The sequence below is a fragment of the Synergistaceae bacterium genome, assembly GCA_017450125.1.
In the GTDB taxonomy this organism is placed as follows: Bacteria; Synergistota; Synergistia; order Synergistales; family Aminobacteriaceae; genus JAFUXM01.
In genome coordinates this window covers 48,038-67,511 of record JAFSWZ010000007.1, presented here as the reverse complement: position 1 = coordinate 67,511, position 19,474 = coordinate 48,038, and the positions used below count along the sequence as shown (strand labels likewise).

At 54.9% G+C, this 19,474-nt stretch carries 15 protein-coding genes and 5 tRNA genes; 10 read left to right on the top strand and 10 right to left on the bottom strand.

Going from position 1 to position 19,474, the window contains the following annotated elements; translation table 11 throughout:
• Window positions 1–776, bottom strand: a 776-nt coding sequence (locus IJT02_00460) for a right-handed parallel beta-helix repeat-containing protein (protein ID MBQ7543393.1), incomplete at its 3' end; no start/stop codon positions are given.
• A gap of 415 nt (window positions 777–1,191) precedes the next feature.
• Between IJT02_00460 and IJT02_00455 the strand changes: the two genes are divergently transcribed.
• From IJT02_00455 to IJT02_00410, 10 genes are all read left to right on the top strand, one after another.
• Entirely contained in the window at window positions 1,192–1,383 is a 192-nt protein-coding gene (locus IJT02_00455; protein MBQ7543392.1) for a hypothetical protein, read from the top strand.
• 35 nt (window positions 1,384–1,418) lie between these two features.
• Window positions 1,419–2,438, top strand: coding sequence for a PQQ-binding-like beta-propeller repeat protein (locus tag IJT02_00450; GenBank protein ID MBQ7543391.1), 1,020 nt, complete (start codon window positions 1,419–1,421; stop codon window positions 2,436–2,438).
• 2 nt (window positions 2,439–2,440) lie between these two features.
• On the top strand, window positions 2,441–4,435 hold the full coding sequence (locus IJT02_00445; protein ID MBQ7543390.1) for a M13 family metallopeptidase: 1,995 nt from the start codon (window positions 2,441–2,443) through the stop codon (window positions 4,433–4,435).
• A 22-nt stretch (window positions 4,436–4,457) separates the two neighbouring features.
• Entirely contained in the window at window positions 4,458–5,069 is a 612-nt protein-coding gene (locus tag IJT02_00440; protein MBQ7543389.1) for a cytidylate kinase-like family protein, read from the top strand.
• Between the two features lie 23 nt (window positions 5,070–5,092).
• Entirely contained in the window at window positions 5,093–6,352 is a 1,260-nt protein-coding gene (locus tag IJT02_00435) for a 3-deoxy-D-manno-octulosonic acid transferase (protein MBQ7543388.1), read from the top strand.
• A gap of 21 nt (window positions 6,353–6,373) precedes the next feature.
• Window positions 6,374–6,448 (top strand) — tRNA-Val (locus IJT02_00430).
• Window positions 6,449–6,464: 16 nt separating this feature from the next.
• Window positions 6,465–6,542: transfer RNA gene (locus IJT02_00425), tRNA-Asp, on the top strand.
• A gap of 24 nt (window positions 6,543–6,566) precedes the next feature.
• Window positions 6,567–6,642, top strand: a tRNA-Phe gene (locus tag IJT02_00420).
• A gap of 11 nt (window positions 6,643–6,653) precedes the next feature.
• Window positions 6,654–6,728: transfer RNA gene (locus IJT02_00415), tRNA-Gly, on the top strand.
• 71 nt (window positions 6,729–6,799) lie between these two features.
• Window positions 6,800–7,372: a hypothetical protein gene (locus IJT02_00410; GenBank protein ID MBQ7543387.1), complete on the top strand. Its 573-nt coding sequence runs from the start codon at window positions 6,800–6,802 to the stop codon at window positions 7,370–7,372.
• Here IJT02_00410 and IJT02_00405 read toward each other — a convergent pair whose 3' ends face one another.
• The 9 genes from IJT02_00405 to IJT02_00365 form a co-directional block, all read right to left on the bottom strand.
• Window positions 7,373–11,524: a UvrD-helicase domain-containing protein gene (locus tag IJT02_00405; protein MBQ7543386.1), complete on the bottom strand. Its 4,152-nt coding sequence runs from the start codon at window positions 11,522–11,524 to the stop codon at window positions 7,373–7,375.
• Between the two features lie 20 nt (window positions 11,525–11,544).
• On the bottom strand, window positions 11,545–12,522 hold the full coding sequence (gene rfbB, locus IJT02_00400) for a dTDP-glucose 4,6-dehydratase (GenBank protein ID MBQ7543385.1): 978 nt from the start codon (window positions 12,520–12,522) through the stop codon (window positions 11,545–11,547).
• Window positions 12,519–13,076: a dTDP-4-dehydrorhamnose 3,5-epimerase gene (gene rfbC / locus IJT02_00395; GenBank protein MBQ7543384.1), complete on the bottom strand. Its 558-nt coding sequence runs from the start codon at window positions 13,074–13,076 to the stop codon at window positions 12,519–12,521. Before rfbC ends, rfbB begins: the two co-directional genes overlap by 4 nt.
• Window positions 13,063–13,962: a dTDP-4-dehydrorhamnose reductase gene (gene rfbD / locus IJT02_00390; protein MBQ7543383.1), complete on the bottom strand. Its 900-nt coding sequence runs from the start codon at window positions 13,960–13,962 to the stop codon at window positions 13,063–13,065. Before rfbD ends, rfbC begins: the two co-directional genes overlap by 14 nt.
• Window positions 13,955–14,845, bottom strand: a complete 891-nt coding sequence (gene rfbA, locus IJT02_00385; protein MBQ7543382.1) for a glucose-1-phosphate thymidylyltransferase RfbA — start codon at window positions 14,843–14,845, stop codon at window positions 13,955–13,957. Before rfbA ends, rfbD begins: the two co-directional genes overlap by 8 nt.
• A gap of 41 nt (window positions 14,846–14,886) precedes the next feature.
• Window positions 14,887–14,969: transfer RNA gene (locus IJT02_00380), tRNA-Leu, on the bottom strand.
• A gap of 31 nt (window positions 14,970–15,000) precedes the next feature.
• Window positions 15,001–17,649, bottom strand: a complete 2,649-nt coding sequence (locus IJT02_00375; GenBank protein MBQ7543381.1) for a copper-translocating P-type ATPase — start codon at window positions 17,647–17,649, stop codon at window positions 15,001–15,003.
• Between the two features lie 46 nt (window positions 17,650–17,695).
• Window positions 17,696–18,577: a Coenzyme F420 hydrogenase/dehydrogenase, beta subunit C-terminal domain gene (locus IJT02_00370; GenBank protein MBQ7543380.1), complete on the bottom strand. Its 882-nt coding sequence runs from the start codon at window positions 18,575–18,577 to the stop codon at window positions 17,696–17,698.
• Window positions 18,578–18,758: 181 nt separating this feature from the next.
• A complete protein-coding gene (locus IJT02_00365) occupies window positions 18,759–19,463 on the bottom strand; it encodes a DUF554 domain-containing protein (GenBank protein ID MBQ7543379.1) in 705 nt (234 codons plus the stop codon).
• Window positions 19,464–19,474 lie beyond the last annotated feature (11 nt).

Below are 19,474 nucleotides of genomic sequence, written 5' to 3'. Positions count from 1 at the left end.
GCATAAGCACCGTTTTCGAGAGCAATACCGCCTCCCACAGTGCCAAAGGCAGTATTATTTCTGATGTCGGAGCTTTGAAGGGTGAGCCTGCTTGCGTTGACGTAAACACCGCCGCCCTTGCCGTAGCTTCTGCCGTCCTCGAAGGTTGAGCTGTGAGTTTCCTTGATGATGCAGTTCCTGATAGTAACCTGCGAGCCTTCAAAAATCGCAACAGCTCCGCCCTTTTCAGCACTGCCTGTGTAAGCACCGTGAATCCTCAGGTTTGCGATTGTTACCTTCGCGCCGCCTGTTATGCGGAATATCTGAGATTTTCCCTGCCCCTCAAAGGTCGTGAGGTCTTCCTTCATGTCGCCTTCTTTTGTGAGATTCACTACCTCGATTATGTCATTACCAAGCCTTCTGCTGGTACAGCTCGCGTAAATCTCTACGTCCTTGCTGATCTCGATTGGTTCAGTAACGAGGAATCGGGCTAACCAGCCCTCGTTGTCCCAAGTCTCGTCAACCTCTTCTTCGTTGCCGTCCAGACGAGAACCGCCCCAGTTTTCCCCGATATAGACGACATCGCCGGACTCCACGACCTTAGCGAACAGTTCACGGAGCGTTGCTATTTCCGGGTGGTAATGTTCAGTGTAGCCGTCAGCCTCATACTTTACGCCGCTGGCTTGTGCATCGGAGACGATAACGTTCTTGGCCTCCGAGACAGACGGAAACGCGAGCACTGCCGCACACAACATGAAGAGTGCTGCAAAAATTCTCCTGCGTAACATGAATATCATTCCTTTCTTCAATAAAGTATTCGGAGGTACGATGAATTAACGTACCGATTCATTGCGCATGATTTTGGGTACGCTCAATCACCCCCCTTGAACTCAACAAGGAGAGCTGTGATGATATGTCTATATGATGATGAGGATTCTTGAGGTGAGTTTAAGCAATAGCTATGGCCGCAAGCCGCAAGCCGCAAGATTATATGCATCTTTGTTCGCATGTGTCAACCGTAATCTTTCCTTACTGTATAAATTTTTGCGGTTTGAACAGGTCATGATTGCGAGGCTACGTTATTCTATTATAGAAACAGGAAATAAACAACAATTCACTATGTGTGAACTACGTAGAACGGAAAATAACAGCATTCATGGTGTAGAATCATTTTCACCGCAGATTAATCACAAACTCAGGGAGGGAAAATCAATGAGGGTAGTTCAGACAAACGTCATCAACAACACAGCCGGAAGCGTCAGCAGACTTGAGCGCGGCTTCGTCATCCGCCGGACAGAGACGCAGTTCATGCACGTACGCGAACCCATAATGGTACAGCGTCCGCAGACTGAGGACTTCAACAATCTTGTAGTGGTACATGACCAGGTAGAGCAGTACATCTAGGCGGGCATTATAATATCTTGCGAGGTGATTAATTCATGATACGCAAGATATTTTTTGCTGCCATCACGTTACTCCTTGCGCTCACAGCTGCTGCTTCGGCGGCACAGAGGACTCTGGCGCATGTCGACAGCTTCATCTCTACCGGCGTTGCTTTGTCGGGAAACACTTTGCTGTTCGGTGATTCTGTCGGCAACTTCTACGCGGCAGGAGATACTTCGTGGACGTACCACGACAGCGACGCAACCGCAACGGGCATCCCGGCAGTTCAGAACGACAAGGTGATTTTCACGCAGTCAGACGGCACGATAACCTGCCTGAACATCCCGAGCGGCTCATTCGTGTGGCGTTACGCTCCTGTGTTCGACGAGTCCGCGACAGAGAGCCTCGAGGCAGGTGCGGCATTCGGAGGGGAGATGGTTTACGCGGCATACTCTTCCGGCGAGCTCAGAGCCTTTGACCTCAAGGACGGGCATCTCGTCTGGACGTACAAGGCTAAGCAGGGCTTGCGGACTGCTCCAGTCTACAGCAGCGGCTTCGTGTTTCTCGGGGAGTACGACGGACTGTTCAGCATAATCGACGCGAAGACAGGAAAACGTTTGAACGGTGGAGGAGCTGGCGGGGCGGTCAACACTCCTGCAGTTGAGAGCGGCAACGTGTACTATTCTGCGTGGGACGGCTCGGTGCACGCTGTACAGCTCAACGGGGTAATTCCTCTCTGGGATGCTAAGGCCGGTGAACCTGTAACTACTTCTCCTGTTATCGGTGAAGGCCTCGTAGTTGTGGGGACGGCGAGCGGAAAGATTATTGCGTTCAACCAGAAGAACGGCGCGCAGGTCTGGGAGTACGACACTAAGGGCGGGCAGGTTCTGGCGAGTCCTGTGGTCTGCGAGGGCAAAATTTTCGTCGGAACAGGAGACGGCAGAGTCCTCGAGCTTTCCGCAGAGAACGGGAAACTTCTGCGCGAACATTCAGAGTGCTACGGCCTGAGCACATCGGGCGGACACACTTTCTACTACTACAGCCGCAGCGAGCAGAGCATTTGCGCAATCAACTAACTATGAAGAAGATAATCACATCACTAATACTCACAATGACATTCATCACACCATCATTCGCGTGGATCAACTCCAACATCAGGGGAGCAGTTACGGACGGCTATACTCCCGCACTGAAGGACGACTTCTACGTGAACGTGAATCACGAATGGCTGTCCACAGCACAGCTACGGCCGGGTTATTCCCGAAACAGTGCCTTCAACGAACTTCAGGACATCCTTGACGCACGGCTGAAGGCGATAATGACTGACCCTACGCTTTCCGATCATGATGCGGAGCTCGTGAGGACGCTCTATGCGTTGTGGCTCGACTGGGACTCGCGTAACGAGCACGGGCTAGCAGAGCTCAAGGGGCTGGCGCAGAACTTAATGAAGGTTGAGACGCTCGATGACCTGAGCAGGTACTTCATGAGCGAGGAGAGCTTCTATCACGACTCTGTCATCGCGGACTTCGGACTTGGCCGGGACAACAAGGACTCCGAGTCCTACAACCTCGAGCTTTCCGCGACTCCGCTTCCTCTCGGAGACAGCGCAGAGTACCGCGAACTTACACCCAACGGCGAGCGCACCAAGAAGATGCACGACGCGACAGTAACCTACATGCTACGCAGGCTGGGTTACAGCGAGGAAGAAGCAGAGAAATTCCTTGCTATGTCGTTCAGGTTCGAGAAGGCAATAGCAGAGCACATGATGACTTACGAGGAGATATATTCCCCTGAGGCAATCGACAAGATGTATAACCCTCTGAACATGGACGAGCTCCGTGAGAAGTCGCCGGTGTTCCCATTCGCGGAGATTCTGGAAGCGCATTCGGCATACTCTGACCTGATGAACCTTCAGCAGCCTGTGTGGCTTAAAGCACTCAATGACTTATACACTCCCGACAACCTCGAGGACATTAAGGCATATCTTCTGTGCAATCTTGCGGAAGGCTACATCACGGTTACCGACGAGCCCGCGTACCGCGAATACCAGAAGCTGTCGCGCGAACGTTTCGGCACGACGGGAAGCAAGCCCGACGACGAGCTTGCGACGGACTTCGTTCACGGGAGATTGTCTGTGCCTGTGTCGAGGCTGTACATTGCGCGCCACGTCCCAGAGGAGGCGAAGCAGGAAGTTACGCAGATAATCAGGGACACGGTGAGCTGCTACAAGAAGATGCTTGAAGGCGAGGACTGGCTGTCTGAGGCGACGAGGAAGAAGGCGGTCGAGAAGCTGGATGCTATGAGGCTCAACGCGGCTTACCCCGACAAGTGGCACGATTACTCGGAGCTTGAGCTTGACCCTGAAGGAAGCCTCACTGACGCGCTCAATGCCCTGCGGAGGTTCAGCACACAAAAATTCTTTTACGACAGGCTGAACACTAAGGTAGACCATGATTTATGGATAAGCGATGTCGTTGTAGTCAACTCCTACTACCGCCCCTCTGAGAACTCCATCAACATAATTGCCGGCATTCTCGGCGGAGACTTCTACGGGCCGGAAATGTCCTACGAGGAGAAGCTCGGCGGCATCGGAATGGTCATCGGGCACGAAATCTCTCACGCTTTCGACACCGGCGGAGCTCAGTTCGACGCGACCGGCAACGTGGCCAAGTGGTGGACTGACGAGGACTACAAGGCGTTCCAGGCACGGGCTGACCGGCTCATAAAGTACTTCGACGCGATGACGGTTACCCCTGAGGGCACAAAGTACAACGGAAATCTTGTGCAGAGGGAGGCGATTGCTGACATGGCGGGCATAAAGGCGATGCTGGCGATTGCGGAGACACGCGAGGGCTTCGACTACGACTCTTTCTTCAGGAACTACGCGCGAATCTGGAAGCTCATTCAGACAAGAGAACGCACGGACGCTGTCCTGAAGACTGACGTACATGCACTGCCCTACCTGAGGGTGAACGCGATACTTCAGCAGTATGGGAAGTTCCACGAGTTCTACGGCATCAAGAAGGGCGACGGAATGTACCTTGCTCCCGGAGACCGCGTAGCAGTCTGGTAAAATTTCCGCAGAGGTGAAGAACATGAACAAGATTATCACTATAGGCCGCGAGTTTGGTTCAGGCGGACGGGAGCTCGGCCGGTACTTGGCCGAAACTCTGGGCTTCGCGTACTACGACAGGGAGATTATCGCCGAGATAGCGAAACGCACATCACTCTCGGAAAAGTACGTGCAGAACGTCGCTGAACACAGGCCGATAATACCTTTCCCGATTCACACGGGACGTACATTCTGGGCGGCAGTGCCCGACTATGACCACGCCGTACAGCAGGAACAGCACAGGATAATCCGCGAGACTGCGGAAAAGTCCGACTGCGTAATAGTCGGCAGGGGAGCAGACTACATTCTTCGCGAGTATTCTCCGTTCCGGCTGTTCGTGTATTCGGACATGGCGAGCAAGCTGGCACGGTGCAGGCAGAACGAGAGCGCGGACTATGAGGCTGGAGCATCCCTCACCGACAAGGAACTCACGAAGCGCATCGAGCACATCAACAAGGCACGTGCTGACTACTACGAGTTCTACACGGGCTTGAAGTGGGGAGCTCGGGAGAACTACGACCTGTGCGTAAACACGGGCAGATATTCCGACCTTAAGGCATTGGCCGAAGCCGTCGCAAGGATATATTCATGCTGAAGCAAGCCGCCTGGCCAGCCGGTATGTCTCTGTACAGAACTTTCACGGGAACGTTCTTTGCGCTCGGAGGGCTGAGCATTCTTCGGCGAAAGTACGGCTCGAGCATCGCAGAACGTACCGGCACTGTCTCCGGCATCCCTGAAGGTGCTGTGTGGGTTCACGCGGTCTCTGTGGGCGAGGTGCAGTCCGCCAGCTCACTCATCCGGCGCATCAAGAGCAGAAGTGCTTACCCGTGCGTCATCTCTACGGTAACTCCTACGGGACGCGAAATGGCACACAGGCTGCTTGACGGCCTCGTCGACGGGATAATCTACAGCCCGTTTGACGCAAGGAGGTACGTAACCCGCGCGCTCGATGCGGTCAGACCCTGTGCGTATATCGCGATGGAGACGGAGTTATGGCCGGAGATGCTCTGCCAGCTTAAAGCACGGAACATCCCGGCATTCCTCGCGAACGGAAGGCTGTCCGACAAGAGCTTTTCGCGGATGAGGCGCACAAAATACTTCTGGCACGGAGTCTTTGAGTGCATAGATAAATTCATGGTGAGGTTCGGCAGCGACAGAGAGAAATTCCTTGCGCTTGGCGTTCCCGAAGACAAGATTACGGTTACGGGGGACTGTAAGGTTGACGCACTCCTTGACCGCCGGAAGAACACAAGCCCGGAGAAGTGGAGCTGGCTCAAGAACGGCAAAGCACCGCTTATTGCTGCCGGAAGCACTCACGAGGGCGAAGACGAGATAGTGATCTCCGCCTTCAGGATTCTGCGCAGGACTTTCCCTGATGCACGGCTGGTAATTGTCCCGCGACACCCTGAACGCGCGCTGATGACCATAGCTTCAGCCCTGCCGTATTCAGACGTACACGCGGAACTGCTCTCGAGCGTTGACCGCGAAAACCTCAAGGCAGATATTGTCGTGGCGGACAGGATAGGCGTTCTGTTCGAGCTGTACGCGGCGTGCGATGCTGTGTTTGTCGGCGGAAGCCTCGTCAACAAGGGAGGACAGAACCCCTTTGAGCCCGCGCTGTTCGGACTTCCTGCGGTTCACGGGCCGAGCATGACGGATTTCCCCGACACTGCACGGATGGACACGATGGGTGCGGCTTTCTGCGTGAACAGCGACTCTGAACTCGCGCGCACATGGCTGGCACTGCTTGAACCTTCCGCGAAGAAGAAGGCACTGAAGGACTGCCACGAATATTTTGCGACTCTCGGCGGAGCTGCTGAAAGAACGTGGAATGAAGTTGAAGGCTGTATGCTTGACAGGAAAAGCGTAAAAGGGTAAAATTCCCCTTGTTGTTTCGCAGGGCGGATAGTTCAGCGGTAGAACACCTGCTTTACACGCAGGGGGTCGTAGGTTCGAACCCTGCTTCGCCCACCAGAGATTTTGACCATGCGGGGTCGTAGCTCAGTCGGTTTAGAGTGTCGGCCTGTCACGCCGAAGGTCGCGAGTTCAAGTCTCGTCGGCCCCGCCATTAAAATCGATGGTAGAGAGTGAAGGCGGGATAGCTCAGATGGTAGAGCAATGGACTGAAAATCCATGTGTCCCCGGTTCGATTCTGGGTCCCGCCACCAAAATGACAATTGCGGAAGTAGCTCAGGGGTAGAGCACAACCTTGCCAAGGTTGGGGTCGCGGGTTCAAATCCCGTCTTCCGCTCCAAGTAACGCAGATTACAGCCTTGAGGTTAATGCCTTGAGGCTTTTATTGTACCCACAGGAAGGATGATTGTTGTGCGTAACTTGAAGTTCTTGATGATTGTGCTGGCAGTGTCGGTGCTGGTGTTTTCCGGCTGCGGAGGGAGCAAGGACAGCGAGGAGTCGTCTGAGGGTGGCGATACCGACATCCCCAACAACACGCCGGACACCTACAATACAGCTTACGTCCTCAGCGGAAGATGGGACGTGATAGACCAGTCCGTAACCGTCGATGCTGACTACACGAACGATACCACGCTGAGCCTCACGCTCTCCACTGCGTCGCTGACTTTCGCGGACACGCAGATAACCGGCACTCGCGGGCTGTCCACGATAACCCTTCACGAGACGTGGAATGCCTACATTGATGCTGATGTGCGCGTATACTTCGGGCTTGTCGCCGTCAACCTTGACGACCAGGTTATGAGCCTGATAAAGCAGGGAGCGGACAACTGGAGGTGCGAAGTTCTCGACACGTACAAGACAGTCATGAACATCGAGATACTCGCCGAGAACCTGATAAAGCTCACCGAGCACAGGATAGCCCCCGTAAGCGGAGATGTGCTCATAGAGTACGACAACGAGCTGACGTTCAGGAAGAAGGAGTAGCTACGCCCTTCCGCAGAAGAACCTGAAGACGCAGTCCCGGCACGTCTCGAGGTCTGAGGTTCTGTGCTCGAAGTCCTTTGCCGCAATGTGCTTCACCGTCTCGTCGATGCTCCTGAGAACCTCCTCCGCCGTGCTCTCGTCGTACGCAAAGGCGATTTCGGGGCTTCCGCCTTCCGTGCCCGTGTAGTAAAGCCTCATCCCCGAAACCTTCAGCCCCAGAGACTTGGCCGCCATGTACGCATACACATTCACCTGACGGCGCGAGTTCTCTAGGCGCGTCCTGTCCCGGTTGATGTTTATGTTGGGCTTCGGGCCGGTCTTGAAGTCTACGATCTCCGCTTCGTCGTCCCTCAGCCTCACAAGGTCTACCCTGCCCTGCAGTATATAGTCCCCGCGAACGACTCCGGCTTCTGCTTCGGACATGATTATGCCGCTCCAGTCCGAACCCTGAAGGTGAACGTACCTCATCACCTGAGCCAGCGCAGCATCACGGGACTTCTGCGGAAGATACGTCTTCTGCTGGCGCGAAAGACGGGCGTAGTTCTCGTTCAGCCAGTCGGTGATGCCGGGCTCTGTTATCTTGTTCGCCTCCTGATTCAGCACCGCCTTGTGTATGTCCTCTATCGTCGCGTGAACAAGACTGCCCAGCAGAGCACTCTGCGAACTGTCGGGCGGAAATTCCAGCTCGTTGAAGAACTTGTACTGCATCGGGCACGCCTCGTACACCAGAATATCACCCGTGAACGAGTAGATTTTGTGCTGTCCCGTCTCCTTGTGCGGGAAGGCAGGAAGCGCAGAAGCGTCAATCACCTCTTCAGCGTCATCAAGCCTGTTGTATGCTCCCTCAAGGTACATGCTCGGAGTTATGCCGTCCTCGTTGCAGGTCAGGACAAGAAGGTTCTGTGCCCGCGTGAAAGCAACATAGTACAGCCGCCAGAAGTCGAAGAATTTTACCGAGTCAGCAGGCTCGAACGCAGGCCGCCGGTAATGGCTCTCCGCGATCTCCGCAAGAAGTGCGTTGTTCTTGTCGCGCCGTAGGTCAGCGTCAGGCTTTGCCCACAGCGAATCCACGAACACTACGGGAAATTCCTTGCCCTTTGCCTGATGTATAGTCATGAAGGCAACGTGATCCGCAGGTACTGCCTCAGTGCAGCTCTCGTACTCGTCGAGCCCCTCGTCAATCCTGAAGCGTATGTACACGTTCATCATCATCTGGAACTGTCGGTTCATGGTGTCCGCCTTGATGTTGTTGACGTTGTAGCTGTGCTCGTAGTCGCGGAAGACCTGAACCAGACGCGCGAGGTTTCGTGCGGGACGTAGATCTTTGACGCTCCCTGAGATGTCAGCGTTCAGTGCGTGGGGGAACGGGTAGAACGCAAACAGTTCGTAGAGAAGTCCGCTGTATGTGTAGCCAGCGTAGCCGGTAAGGTCTGCGTGGAACTTCCGCCGCTTTATGAGGTGTTTCTTCAGGCCGGCGTAAAGCGGTTTGTCGATGTGTCGGGACACCGTCCTTATGCACTCGCGGTACTTGCTGATGTAGTCAGGCTCCTTGCCCATGTACGCGAACTCTCCGGCGTTGAGGGCACGCAGGTACTCCGGGAACATCGAGAGCAGGCATCCGAGCGCAAACAGAATCTCCGGCCTCTGGAAGAACAGATTTGAGCGCGGAGAGTACACGTTGATGTTGTTGTTCTCGAGGAACTGCGAGAGCTTCTGCACGTTTTCTGCCTTCACCGAACGGAACAGAAATGCCGTCTGGCTGTAGTCCTGAATCACTCCCGCCCCCTTGAGCTGCTTCAGCATTGACAGAATCTTCTCGTGCCAGCCTTCCGCGTCGTGAATCCCCGCAAGCCTCACGACAGAGGGATATGATGCCGCAGTGCTGCTGGCCTCGAGGTGCTTGGGGTTGCGGAAGTTCTCCCAGCTGAAGAACGCCCCGGTGTCTTCCATCCACTCGGAGGCGAAGCGAACGATTGCGGGCGTTGAACGGTAATTCAGCATCAGCTTCACAGTCCGGCACTCGTTCTTGCCCCACTTGTCCGGGAACTCGAGGATGTTCCTGACTGTCGCGCCCCTGAAGCGGTAAAGGCTCTGGTCATCGTCGCCGACAACGCAGATGTTACGGCTCTCAGTGCCCAGCAGGAAGATTAGCTGTTCTTGGACGTAGTTAGTGTCTTGGTACTCGTCTATCATGATGTAGTGAATCTTGTGCTGCATGGAGGCCAAGATTTCCGGGTTGTCGCGAAGGAGCTTGTAGGCCGCCGTCAACAGCAATGAGTAGCTCATAGAGTTTGCGGCGTGAAGAATCTGGTCGTGCAGCTTCATTGCCTGTCCGAGCGCAGAGACAGCGGGCGACGGATCGCTTATCAGCTCCTCAGGGTCAGTCAATTCTTCCGAGAGCTCGTTGATGTACTCCATGAGCTCCTGTGCCTTCTTCCAGCGTCCAGCGTTCCTGAATACACCGTCAATACCGTCTATCGCCTCGAACTGCTTAAGGTTCTGCATGATGATATACGCGTGCCCGAAGTCATCGAGAATCCTGAAGTTCTTTCCCCATTCCGTGAAGTCTGCGTAATCTTTCAGTATGCGTTCGCAAATCGCATGGAACGTCCCGATGAACATTGCGCCGGTGTCTGCGGCGATGTTACGTGCGGAGAGTGCCTCCGTTATGCGCGTGCGGAGTTCTTGTGCGGCTTTGTCGGTGAAGGTCGCCAGCATTATCGATGAAGGGGCGGCGTGCTTCTTCTGGATGAGGAACACTGCCCGCTGAATTATCGTGTAGGTCTTGCCCGTTCCCGGCCCGGCGAGCACCAGCAGAGGCCCGCTCGTGCAGGTTATGGCTTCCTTCTGTGCCTCGTTTGCTGTCCCAAAGTCGAAATCAGAGAAGTCTTCGGGAAGGAAGCTCTCCGTTTCTTCGGGCTGTGCAGGTGCAATCATAGAATCATCCTGCCCCAAATACGTAAGCAGTGAAGCAGTGTCCTCGCAAAATCTCACTATAGACTTGTCGGCCTCCCTGAAGTCCTGCCGTGAAAGAATGATTATGCATTCCGCCTTCTGTCCGTCGAGGCCTGCTGGGTTAATCTGCTGTGAGTATGACGCTAGATTCTCCGGCGGTTCGTAGTGCACGATGAAGCGTACGTCCTTGCGCTGAACCTCACTGTACAGACGAGCAGGAAGGACAGTGATTGCGTCGGAGAGAAGCCCTGAAGCAGAGAGCGTCTCGCTGAGCTTGAAGGCGGCCTCCGGCGAGGTGCAGTAAATCACTCCCGGCCGTCCGGCCTTCTGCCGCAGAATCTCCGCGAGTTCACGGCTCTTGTCCTCCGTGCGCACAATCCTGAATGACACTTCCGGTTTGTTCCAGCCGGTAACTACCCTTAGCGGCGAACGAAGATGACGGAATATCTCCTGACGTTCGAAGGGGCTCGTTGCCTGCGCAAAGACTCCCCGACTGATTCGGCGTTTGCTCAGCATCTCGAGGAACTGTTCGCAGTCCTTTAGGGTTTCTGTTCCGCTGAGGATAATCGCCAGCGAGATGTCTACGGCCTTTAGGGACGGGAAGATTTCGTCGGACGACAACAATTCCAGCGTCGAACACAGCAGCTTGCTCGTTCCGCTCTTGAGCTTTCGGAGGAGTTCGCGTTTCTTGGCCGGAGTCATCGATGAGGTCAGGTACTCCGTGTGCGGCTGAGGAGGAAGGCCTTCGGGCTCTGACTTCGTAATGATTAGGGTAAGGCCGGGCATCAGCAGAGCCGGAAGACGGAAGCATATGCTCATCCCGTAATGTCGCGGCATCGAGCAGAAGACATCCCGCCCCGACAACAGCGCGTCGATCACCTCTTCCTGCCCCGCCTTGAAGGAATCCAGCGAGAAATGCTGCCGCAAGAGCGAGACGAGGTAGCTGGGTTTCGCTGTCTTGGCCGGAACCGGCTGGGACTGTGCGGGTGCAGATACAGGGACGGGACGCAGCTTCAAGGCCTGAAGTGCTGACTGAAGCGCGGCATTCTGTTCCTGAGACTCTGCGAGCTGAGACCGCAGACCCGCAAGCTCCTCGTCCTTGCCGGCAAGCTCTGCGGTCAGTCCGGCTATCTGGTCTTCCTGCAGGGCTATCTTCTCGGAAAGTAACCTTGTGCGCGCAATTATTATGTTCTGCACCTGCTGTTTCTCTTCGGGGGTCAAAGCAGAGGCCTCCACCACTCTCCGTTGTCCAGATACCAGCGGATTGTACGCTTTATGCCGTCCGCAAAGCGTGTCTCCGGCCTCCAGCCCAGACGTAAATATATCTTCGTCGGGTCAATCGCGTACCGCAAATCATGCCCCTTCCTGTCCGTAACAAACTGTATCAGGCTCTCGGGCTTCCCCAGCTCGCGGCAAATCAGCTTCACGATGTCGATGTTCCGCATCTCGTTGTGCCCGCCGATGTTGTACACCTCTCCGACAGACGCTTCATCGTGGATTATCGCGTCGATTGCCCGGCAGTGATCCTCCACGTAAAGCCAGTCCCTCACGTTGATGCCCTCGCCGTAAACTGGAAGCGGCTTGTCGTGAAGCGCGTTGATTATCATTAACGGTATCAGCTTCTCGGGGAAATGGTAAGGGCCGTAGTTGTTCGAGCACCTCGATATGCTAGCAGGAAGGCCGTAAGTTCTGTGGTACGCGAGCACCAGCATATCAGCCCCAGCCTTCGACGCGGAATACGGCGATGATGTACGTATCGGCGATGTCTCCGTGAAGAACATATCCGGCCGATCAAGCGGCAAGTCCCCGTAAACCTCGTCCGTGCTCACCTGATGGTAACGCTTTATCCCGAACTTCACGCACGCATCAAGCAGGACACCAGTCCCCAGAGTGTTGGTGAACAGGAAGATTCCCGGGTCATTGATTGAGCGGTCAACGTGGGACTCTGCCGCAAAGTTCACGACAACATCAGGATGTTCACGCTCAAACAGGCTGTAGATTCTCTCTCTGTCGCAGATGTCCAGACGGAAGAACGATATTCTGTCCTGCTCTATTACGTCCTTGAGGGTGTTGATGTTGCCCGCGTAAGTCAGCTTGTCGATGCATATTATTCTGTCTTCAGGGTGAGCCTCCAGCATGTGGAAAATAAAATTGCTCCCGATAAACCCTGCTCCTCCTGTTACGATTATCTTCACGGTAACACTGCCTCCTTGAATGACGGCAAAACCTTGTCCTTGTCCGACAGAGTCAGCGGAACGCCAACATCCGGCCAAGTGATAGCTATTGTCGGGTCGTTCCAGATTATGCCGCCCTCGTCGTTAGGATGCCAGAAGTCGTCGCACTTGTAGCAGAACTCCGCCTCGTCCGACAGCACAAGAAATCCGTGTGCGAACCCTCTCGGAATGAAGAACTGTCTGTGATTCTCCGCAGTGAGCTCGATGCCGTACCACTTCCCGAACGTCGGGCTTCCTCTCCGTACGTCAACAGCCACATCATACACACTTCCTCTAATCACCCTCACTAACTTTGCCTGCGGGTAATGTATCTGGTAGTGCAGTCCGCGAAGTACCCCCTTAGTGCTGCTGCTCTGGTTGTCTTGGACGAACACTGTATCTATTCCGGCTTCCTGCATGTCGCGCAGATTGTACGTCTCCATGAAGTAGCCCCGTCTGTCGCCGTGAAGCGTCGGGGTAATCACGCACAGCCCCTCAATTCCTCCGGCGTTGTGCTCGACGCTAATCTGCCCCATCAGCCAAATACCTCCTCAGTGCATCCCGCCAGTCAGGAAGGGGCGTGAAGCCTGCCTCGACCAGCTTGCTCTTGTCAAGGCGCGAGTTGTGGGGACGCTTCGCCTTCGAGAGGCCGTATTCCTCCGTCGTTACGGGAATGACGTTCACGGACTTTCCGGCTTGGGCAAAAATCTCGCACGCAAAGTCGTACCAGCTGATGTACCCGCCCTCGTTCGTCGCGTGGTAGATGCCGAATTTGTCGGACTCGTTCATGTCCGCAAGAAGACGCGCAAGATCCGGCGTGTATGTCGGCGTGCCTATCTGGTCATTGACGACGCGCAGAGTGTCATGAGTTTCCGCGAGCTTCAGCATTGTCCTGACGAAGTTATTGCCGTTCCGGCCGAAGACCCACGCAATCCTGACGATGAAGTATCGTTCGACGTGAAGCCTGACAGCAAGCTCGCCTGCAAGTTTAGTTTTGCCGTAATAATTCGGGGGCGAGAATGAGTTTTCATCCGGCTTCCAGGCATCAACGCCCTCCCCGCTGAAAACGTAATCCGTGCTGAGGTACGTCATGGCGGCACCGTAATCTCTGCACGCCTTCGCAATGTTCTCTGTGCCCTGAGCGTTCACAGCAAATACCTTCTTGCGGTTAGCCGTCTCCTCTGCCGCGTCAACAGCAGTCCATGCCGCACAATGTATTACCCTTTCCGGCTGGGTGAACATGAACGCAGAAGTTACGTCCTTATCGTCCGTTATGTCCAGCGGAATATACATGCAGTCTTCGCTGCCCGAGTATCTCTCCTGAATGTCCGACGCTGTGCAGTCAACGCCTCTTGACGTGAGCTCGCGGACAAGGTCTCTGCCCAGCTGGCCGTTCGCGCCGGTTATTAGTGTCCTATGCATCGATGTATTTCCCCTCCAGAATGTCCCGCAGGTATTGCCCGTATTGGTTCTTGCTGAACTGCTCGCAGATTCTCATCACGTCGTCGCGCGTAATCCAGCCGTTGAGGTACGCTATCTCCTCGAGGCACGCAATCTTTCTGTGCTGGTGTGTCTCGAGCGTGCGCACAAAGTTAGTTGCGTCGGCCAAGCTCTCATGAGTTCCTGTGTCCAGCCACGAGTACCCCTGCCCAAGAAGCTCGACGTTAAGTTCTCCGCGCTCGAGATATATGCGGTTGAGGTCGGTAATCTCCAGCTCTCCGCGCTTTGAGGGCTTGAGGCTCTCCGCGAACTCTATGACTCTGTTGTCGTAGAAGTATAGCCCCGTAACACAGTAGTTGCTCTTCGGGTGCTCGGGCTTCTCTTCGATCGAGACCGCGTGCCCCTGCCCGTCGAACTCAACGATGCCGAACCTCTCGGGGTCATCGACGTAGTAGCCGAAGATTGTTGCTTCATTGCCCATCAAGGCATTTCCTGAAGCCTCGCGGAGCTTCTTCACGAGGCCGTTGCCCGCAAAAATGTTATCGCCGAGTATCATTGCTACACAGTCCGTGCCGATGAACTTTTTGCCGATAATGAATGCCTGTGCTAGTCCGTCAGGTGATGGCTGCTCGGCATAGGAGAAATTCACTCCGAACTGTGAGCCGCTCCCTAAAAGTTTCTCGAAGCGCGGAAGGTCGTCGGGTGTAGAGATGATGAGGATGTCGCGGATACGAGCGCGCATAAGCACAGAGACGGGGTAGTATATCATCGGCTTGTCGTAGACCGGAAGGAGCTGCTTTGATGTTACGAGTGTCAGAGGGTAAAGACGTGTCCCGCTGCCTCCTGCAAGAACTATACCCTTCATGATTTTTGTGTGTAATCCTCTCTCATGGAATTAATGAATGATGGTGCGGAGGAGGGGACTTGAACCCCTACGTCTAGGACACCAGATCCTAAGTCTGGCGCGTCTGCCATTCCGCCACCCCCGCAATGACCATCTATTTTAACACGGACAATGCTTTACTTCATCTCTAGTGACTCCAAAATCTCAAGCATCGCCTCGCTGTTCTGCTCTATTCCCGTCCCAATTATCAGCAGGTACAGGTCATCCGTCCCGTCTATCGCGGCCTGGCTCACTCCGTTGTTGAAGCTGAACGTGTAGCTTCCTTCCTCGTCCCGTTCTGGTGCTGTGCCGTTGAGCTCGGAGGAGAACATAGCCGCAAGTTCCTCTATCGTTTTGCCCTGCGGGTTGTCGGCAGTGATTGAGAGCGAGCCGGTCTTGTCGTCCTTCATCACCGTAACAGCCGCACCGTCCTCCATCGCAGTCCAGCCGTCAGGAACATCCAGCGAGAAATAGCGGAACTCCTCAACATCAGCCCGTGCAGTACCGGCCAAGAGTAGGAGCATCACGCAAACAAACAGCTTCCCCATGACTTTTTCCCATGACTTCTTCCCCCTTATGCTGAACAGGTTAAGCCTGAGCGCGTTAGTTACGACGCAGAAGCTGGAGAGGCTCATAGCCGCCGCACCGAACATAGGGTCGAGCTTCCAGCCCCACAATCCAGCCGCCAGCGGAATGCCTATCACGTTGTAGATGAACGCCCAGAAAAGATTCTCCTTGATGTTGAAGAGTGTTGCACGGCTGAGACGTACTGCCGCAGGAACATCGAGGAGGCTGCTCTTCATCAGCACAACGTCCGCCGCATCAATTGCTATGTCCGTCCCTGCACCGATGGCTATTCCGATGTCCGCGCGCGTCAACGCAGGAGCGTCGTTGATCCCGTCCCCGACCATCGCGACACGGCCGCCCTGCTGCAGTTCACGTATTGCCGCTTCTTTGCCGTCGGGAAGGACTCCGGCGATTACGTCATCAACACCTGCCTGTGCTCCGATTGCCCGCGCAGTGCGTTCGTTGTCGCCAGTCAGCATCACTACTTTGACCCCGAGCTCCTGGAGCTCCTTGACGGCCTGAGTGCTGTCGGGCTTTATCGTGTCGGCGACGGCGATAATCCCCAGCAGTTCGTCATCACGCGCGAACATCAGCGGAGTCTTCCCAGCCTCAGCCAGTGCCTGAGCCTGCGCAATGTACCTCTCCTCAACGCTGAGCTTCTCTCCCATGAACTTCACGCTTCCGCCGGTGAGCTCCGAGCCGTTCGGGAGTTTCGCGGTCAGTCCGTTTCCGGGAAGTGCCCTGAAACCTTCAACCTCACGCGCGGAGATTTTCTGTTCGTTCGCGTAGGCCGCAACAGCACGTGCCAGCGGGTGCTCGCTCTTGGCCTCAAGCGAAAACGCAAGAGATAACAGCTCGTCCTCGAGGACATCCCCCGCAGTGATTATGTCGGTAACTTTGGGTTCTCCGCTCGTTATCGTCCCTGTCTTGTCGAGTGCCGCAATCTGAATCTTCCCAGCCTCCTCAAGTGATGACGCTGTCTTGAAGAGTATTCCGTTCTTCGCGCCGACTCCGTTCCCGACCATAACCGCAACAGGCGTGGCAAGCCCCAAAGCGCACGGGCAGCTGATTACGAGCACCGCAATTCCGTAGCCCAGCGCATCGCCGAAGGATTTTCCCGCGAACATCCAGCCCGCAACAACGATGACTGCGACCGCGATAACTGCAGGCACAAACACTCCGCAGACCTTGTCCGCAATGCCGGCGATGGGTGCTTTTGTGGCTGATGCATCGCTGACCATCTTGATGATCTGTGATAACGTTGTGTCTTGGCCGACGCGGGTTGCCTCGCACTTTATGAACCCCGACTGGTTCACCGTTGCCGCCGAAACCGAATCACCTTCCGCCTTGTCGACGGGGATGCTCTCGCCGGTTAAGGCTGACTCGTTGACCGCGCTCGTGCCCTCGATGATTACACCGTCAACAGGGATGTTCTCGCCCGGCCTGACAGTGAAGACATCTCCCCTGCGAACCTGCTCGACCGGCACGGTAACTTCCTGCCCGTTCCTGATTACGTTTGCCGTCTTCGGAGCTAACCTCATTAACGACTTAAGTGCGTCCGTCGTCCTGCCTTTGGAGCGGGCTTCAAGCATTTTGCCTATGGTTATGAGGGTGAGAATCATTCCCGCACTCTCGAAGTAGAAATCATGCACCGTGAACGTGTGGGGCTTCGTCATCATGAACAGCACGTAGACGCTCCACGCGAACGACGAGAACGAGCCCATAGCTACAAGAGTATCCATGTTGGGCGCAAGGTGAAGAAGAGTGCTGAAGCCTGAGATGAAGAATTTCTGGTTGATGACCATGATGATTCCGGCCAAGAGCAGCTGAGCTAGTCCCTGTGCTATGTGGTTGTCCACGAAAAACGCTGGCAGAGGAAGATTCAGCATATGCCCCATCGAGAAATACATCAGGACAAGCAGAAACCCCAGCGACGCGATTAGCCTGCGTTTGAGCTTCGGGGTCTCGTGGTCAGCTAGGGCTTCTTCCTCCTGAGCGTGGGAGATTTCCGGTTCTGGTGTCCTGAGTTTCGCGCCGTAACCCGCCTTCTCGACTGCGGCAATGATGGCGGACGGGCTGGCTGTTCCCTCAACGTTCATTGAGTTCGTGAGGAGGCTCACACTGCACGACGCAACACCGTCGAGCTTCTTGACGACGCGTTCAATACGTGCTGAGCAGGCAGCACAGCTCATCCCTGTAATGTCATAAGTATCCGGCATAAACTTTTCACGACCTTCTTAGTGATTTATGCCGCCAATTATATACTTATCCCCTCCGCAATAACTTCTTCAGCACTCTCTTTACTGGAGCAGGTACAGCACTCTTCACGCGTTCCTTCAGCACAAGCGCGCAGAACTTCAGCCGTCCGTAATGGTTCACGACAGCACTGTGAAGCCCCAAAGTCTCGAGCTCACGGCGAAACTTCCCGTAACTTTCCGGCTTCTTTCTTGGCTCGTAATACATCGGGTTGTTCCTGACGGCGAAGCTCACATCTTCTTCCCTTAGCGTGAACTCCGTGCGCGGAAGCATCCTGATGAGTTCCTCTCCCTTCTCCGTCCTCACGATGAAGATTGATACGCCGTTTTTGTTCCAGCCGGGCATCTCCGGGGTCAGCCCCCAGTAATCACCCAGCGTAACATCTGCCTTGTGGTTCGCGCCCCTGAACCTGCACCCGTAGCACACATCGCGCGTGTACAGCCCGAATGCCCGTCCGTAGTCCGACGCGTAGAAGTCCGTAACGAACTCCCTGCCGTCCTCGAACGTCGCCCGAATGTATGGAGGTGTCCAGCCCTTCGCCTTGTGCCTCACCGTGAATGACGTTATGCGTGAATTGTACTTGGCCTCGAGCCCCGCGACGTACTGCCTGTGAACCTCAGGGAGTGCCGGGCCGAAGCAGACAAGTTCTGCCGTGAAGAGACGTGAAGTGTCGGTGTTCTTGGCCTTCAGATAAGCGTACAGGGCCGCTACATCACAGCCCAGCCCTGTAAATAATACCGTGCGTCCTTCCTCCAGCTTCTGCGAAACCATCGGCCAGAGAGATACATATTCTCCATTAATGAGGACTCTCTTCTTTGAGGGTATATACTTAGAACCCTTGAGCTTCCCTAAGTCCTCGACACGTTCAACACACGCATACTCTGCGTCCATGAAGTCAGGAGAGTAGCATACGCCAAATACACTAGCACCCCCCCCCCGCAAAAATGATAGCTTTTGATAGCATAAATGCTCCTCCGCCTGAAGAACAGCTCAGCAGCTCCGCAGTATCGTTGCAGTAGCCCGAATACGCCTTCAATCCTGAACAGTCAAAGCTCATAAACATTTCTCCTTTCTACTCGAATAACATTGTGAGGAACACAACATACACCAAGCCCGGCAGCATATCACCGAGCTTCAGCTTCGTAATCTTCAGCATGTTGAAGCCTATTCCCATAATCATTAGCCCTCCGATGCCGGAAATATTCGCGTACATGTCGGGAGTGATTACGCCTTCAAGTCCCGAAGCCGCGAACGTCAGCCCTGCCTGATAGATGAACATCGGCACAATCGAGAACACCGTCCCGAGCCCGAAGCCAGAAGCGAACATCGTCGCCGCAATGCCATCCATTATGCCCTTAGTCATGAGCAGTTCCGGGTCATGGCGGAGTCCGTCGTTGAACGCACCGATTATCGCCATCGAACCCACGCAGAACAGCAGGGTTGCACTCACGAAGCCCTGCGTGAAGGTCTCGTTCTTGGTGTGGAGCTTGGCCTTCAGTGTGTCGCCCAGATTGTTGAGCCGACGCTCAATGCCTAAGAGTTCGCCGGTAATCGTCCCGAGCATCAGGCTAGCGAGTACTGCAATAGAATGCTTTGTGCTCAGGGACATATTGATTCCCACGTACAGCGTGAAGAGTCCGAGACAGTTGAAGATGGTTGTGTTCATGCGATCGGGGATGAATTTCCCTAAGAGGAGTCCTGCCGTGCTTCCGATGAGTACGGTTATGCAGTTGAAGACAGTTCCTCCTGCAGGAATAGCCTTGAAGATTTCAAGCATGGTGAAAATTT